The organism is Haloarcula sp. Atlit-120R, from assembly GCF_003665885.1.
In the GTDB taxonomy this organism is placed as follows: domain Archaea; phylum Halobacteriota; class Halobacteria; order Halobacteriales; family Haloarculaceae; genus Haloarcula; species Haloarcula taiwanensis.
The window spans coordinates 1-444 of the sequence record NZ_QPLN01000104.1; the positions used below are offsets into that span (position 1 = coordinate 1).

General features: G+C 60.1%; 1 pseudogene. It reads right to left on the bottom strand.

Going from position 1 to position 444, the window contains the following annotated elements:
- Positions 1–151: 151 nt before the first annotated feature.
- Positions 152–444: pseudogene (locus DVK01_RS21430) on the bottom strand (ribose 1,5-bisphosphate isomerase); the annotation flags it as partial.

A 444-nucleotide genomic window follows, 5' to 3' on the forward strand; every position in this document is an offset into this window, starting at 1 on the left:
GATGAAAGTGATGTCCGCAGTCGTCGACGGGCAGTAAGCTGGGGTAATCGTGTTGACGAGCGCGTACCGAGGCAAATCTCGAATCCGCAACCGCAATCCTGAAACCCGCAATCCCGCAATCCTGCAAACCTGTGAACCTGCGAATGTGAACTCAGGGCTCAGCCCACGGCTCCGTCGTCCCTTCACCGAATAGTTCGCGCATCAGGATGACGATACTCTCCGGTGGGAACTGCCCACGCTCGGTGACGATGGCGTCGACGTAGCGCGGCGGCGTCACGTCGAAGGCGGGATTTTTGACCGTCGGATTGCCGAGTTCCGCGAGCGTTTCGTCGTCGATTATCTCCTCAGTGTCACGCATCTCGATATCGACCGTGTGGCCCGTCATCGTCCCCGGGTGCAGTTTCAGCGTCTGTGCGGCGACCATGATGGGTGCCCCTCGGTCGC